4 protein-coding genes are annotated in these 3,196 nt (G+C 35.7%); 2 read left to right on the plus strand and 2 right to left on the minus strand.

Annotation, left to right across the window (positions count from 1 at the left end):
• The coding region (locus ABYK33_RS14950; RefSeq protein ID WP_373034106.1) for a CPXCG motif-containing cysteine-rich protein at positions 1–196 on the plus strand (196 nt) is incomplete at its 5' end.
• Positions 197–262: 66 nt separating this feature from the next.
• Here the strand turns inward: ABYK33_RS14950 and ABYK33_RS14955 are convergent.
• Both ABYK33_RS14955 and ABYK33_RS14960 read right to left on the minus strand, forming a co-directional pair.
• Positions 263–1,357, minus strand: coding sequence for a hypothetical protein (locus ABYK33_RS14955; RefSeq protein ID WP_373034108.1), 1,095 nt, complete (start codon positions 1,355–1,357; stop codon positions 263–265).
• Between the two features lie 101 nt (positions 1,358–1,458).
• Entirely contained in the window at positions 1,459–1,677 is a 219-nt protein-coding gene (locus tag ABYK33_RS14960) for a DUF1653 domain-containing protein (RefSeq protein ID WP_373034109.1), read from the minus strand.
• A gap of 138 nt (positions 1,678–1,815) precedes the next feature.
• Between ABYK33_RS14960 and trpB the strand changes: the two genes are divergently transcribed.
• Entirely contained in the window at positions 1,816–3,036 is a 1,221-nt protein-coding gene (gene trpB, locus ABYK33_RS14965; RefSeq protein WP_373034111.1) for a tryptophan synthase subunit beta, read from the plus strand.
• The last annotated feature ends 160 nt before the right edge of the window (positions 3,037–3,196 follow it).

Consider the following 3,196-nt stretch of genomic DNA (forward strand, 5'->3'; position numbering starts at 1 on the left):
AAAAGAATCACTAATGGAACATTTTTTTAGCTGTCCCTACTGTTGGGAACGTATCTCTATGATACTTGATAGTTCAGAAGAAGATAGTGACTATATCGAAGACTGCGAAGTATGCTGTCGTCCGATAGAGTTGTCTTTTAAGTTTTCTGGAGAGTATTTAGTAGATTTTGAAGCAAGAAAAATGGAAGGTATTTAAGAAAATATTCCATACCACCAACAGACAAATAAAAAAAAACCACTCTAACAGAGATTGTTAGCCTATTTAAGATTCTAATCTATAATATTTTTTACTCTTTATGAACTTTTTACGTTTTACTTTCTCTTTTTTGAGGCGTTCTCCTTCTAAAACTTGTAAATGTTTGCTATGAGAAATATATCTGGCATTTTTACTGAAGATCTTTTTATATTTTTCCATATACTCGTAATCTGAACCATAGAGTTTAACTTTATAATTTGCAGTCAGTTCACCGTAATAGCTAAAATTGTTTTGTTTACGTGCTTTTCGTGCTTCCGCATAGATATGACCTAAGATCTTTTCTTTACGTTTATCAAGATGACGCAGCATAAAAAGATATTTATGTAACTCTTTTTCATTGACATTGTCTTTCTCAACAGAAGGATCAAGTTTATAGCCTAACTTAAATGCTTTATTAAGTTGTAAGTAGTACTTGTTACATGATTCCTGTATCGCTACAGGTATCTTAGTGATCTTTTGAAATGCTTGACAATCTTCCTTGAATGATTCGAGTTCATTCCCCAAAGAATTAAATGCTTTAGGTGATACTTGATCCATCAAACCTATTGGAAGTTCACTCTGCAATATATTATTCTTTCTGCGCTTTTTATTTTCGATGCGTTCTTCTTCTAAAGATTGTATATGTGTAATATTAGAAACATATCTGGCATTTTTACTGAAGATCTTTTTATGTTTTCCCATAAACTCGTAATCTGAATCATAGAGTTTAACATTATGATTTGCAATCAGTTCTCCGTAATAGCTAAAATTGTTTTCTTTACGTGCGTTACGTGTTTCAACGTAGACAAGTCCTAAGATCTTTTCTTTACGTTTATCAAGATTGCGTAGAAGAGAAAGATATCTATTTAATGCTTTTTCATTAATATAATCGCTGTCGACATAACTGTCCAGTTTATAGCCGGTCTTGAATGCATTATTGGCCTGGAGATGAAATGCATTACACTCTTTCTGTATCTCTGCCGATAGCATAGAGATCTTTTGAAATGTTTGGCAATCTTTCTGGAATAGTTCCAGTTCATTACCTAAAGAATTAAAAACTTTAGGTGCTGCTTGCAGTAATGCAGTTGAAACCAATATTAATTTTATATATTTATGGAACATATCTTTCCTCTATTTTTTTGATATTCATGATTGATTTTATCTCAAAGAAGCATAATGTTTTGTATTAACAATAAGTGGTATCTTACTTTTGTTCAGGGAATTTAACTTTCATTCCCAATATACGCAAAACGTTCTACCTCTTTTCCCTCAATGACTACTTTTTCTATAAACATAGCATAAGGACGTACCCACATACCTTCTTTTCCATATAACGCCTTATAGACAACCATCCATTCTTCAGTTTCTGAATGTTGTGCTGTCATAAAAACTTCATATAAATTACCTTTATAATGTTTATAAGTTCCTTTTTTTAACTTCATCCTAAAATTTCTTTACTATACCCAATTCTTTGCATACCCACTCCTTTTTCTAAACATTATTTTATCATAGAATACCTATTCAGTCACTCAAAAAGTATTTTAAAGTACAATATTTGAACATCAAAAAAAGGAATCTTTATGCCAAAAAATATTTTTAATTGTCCACTGCCTGATGAAAAAGGTTATTTTGGAGAATATGGAGGGGCTTTCATCCCTCCTCAACTTCAAAGTATCATGGATGAGATCACAGCTTCATATGAAGAGATCCGTGAAAATCCAGAATTTCTTGAAGAACTCACTTCCCTTTATCAACATTTTGTTGGACGTCCAAGTCCTATCTTTCATGCAAAACATCTCTCAGCAAAATATGGTGCAGATATTTACCTCAAAAGAGAAGACCTGAATCACACAGGTGCACATAAGATCAACCACTGTTTAGGTGAAGCATTACTGGCAAAAAAAATGGGTAAGAAAAAACTCATCGCGGAGACAGGTGCAGGTCAACATGGTGTGGCACTCGCAACTGCAGCTGCATTGGTAGGTTTGGAGTGTGACATTTACATGGGTGAAGTGGATATGGCTAAAGAACATCCAAATGTCGTGCGTATGCATATACTCGGAGCAAATGTCATCCCTGCGACACATGGTCGTCGTACACTCAAAGAAGCCGTGGACAGTGCTTTTGAAGCATATTTAGGAGATCCTGTAACACAATTTTATGCCATCGGTTCAGTCGTAGGGCCTCATCCTTTCCCTGGGATGGTAAGGGACTTCCAATCCATCGTAGGTGTGGAAGCAAAAGAACAATTTACACAAATGACAGGGAAGCTCCCTGATAATCTTGTTGCCTGTGTAGGTGGGGGATCTAATGCCTTAGGACTCTTTACAGCCTTTATGGATGATGAAGATGTTGCCATGCATGGTGTTGAACCTGCAGGTAGAGACCTTGATGTTCCAGGAGAGCATGCGGCTACGATGACCAAGGGTGAACCTGGAGTGATGCACGGATTTAAATCTTACATGCTTCAAGATGAACAAGGTGAACCTGGAGATGTCTACTCTGTAGCAAGTGGTCTTGACTACCCGTCTGTTGGACCACAACATGCTTACCTCAAAGATATCGGACGCGTTAACTATGCTTCTATCAATGACAAAGAGGCGATTGATGCATTTTTTGAACTCTCACGAGAAGAAGGTATCATCCCTGCTATTGAATCTGCACATGCTGTAGCCTATGCTATCAAAATGGCTCAAGAACCAAACATGGGTACTATTCTCGTCAACCTCTCAGGTCGAGGAGATAAAGATATTGATTTTGTTGTTGAGAACTACGGGAAAGAGTACGGTATCCTTTCATAATTCTAAAAAGATAGTAAGGAGATAAATACTAAGATAGATCGTTCCCTTTAAGGGAACGATAAAAATTACCATTTTCTGATAATTCTATGACAAGCTATATATTTATTTAGAGAGAATAATACGTCGCGCTTTTATGATGTACAACCAATGCCGTGGTACT

Origin of the sequence: Sulfurovum sp. (assembly GCF_041562805.1) — a bacterium.
Lineage (GTDB): Bacteria > Campylobacterota > Campylobacteria > Campylobacterales > Sulfurovaceae > Sulfurovum.

Excerpts from the sequence above, each read along its gene's own strand:
- ABYK33_RS14955 (WP_373034108.1), bottom strand. The coding sequence starts at position 1,357 with ATGTTCCATAAATATATAAAATTAATATTGGTTTCAACTGCATTACTG.
- ABYK33_RS14960 (WP_373034109.1), bottom strand. The coding sequence starts at position 1,677 with ATGAAGTTAAAAAAAGGAACTTATAAACATTATAAAGGTAATTTATAT.
- trpB (WP_373034111.1), top strand. The coding sequence starts at position 1,816 with ATGCCAAAAAATATTTTTAATTGTCCACTGCCTGATGAAAAAGGTTAT.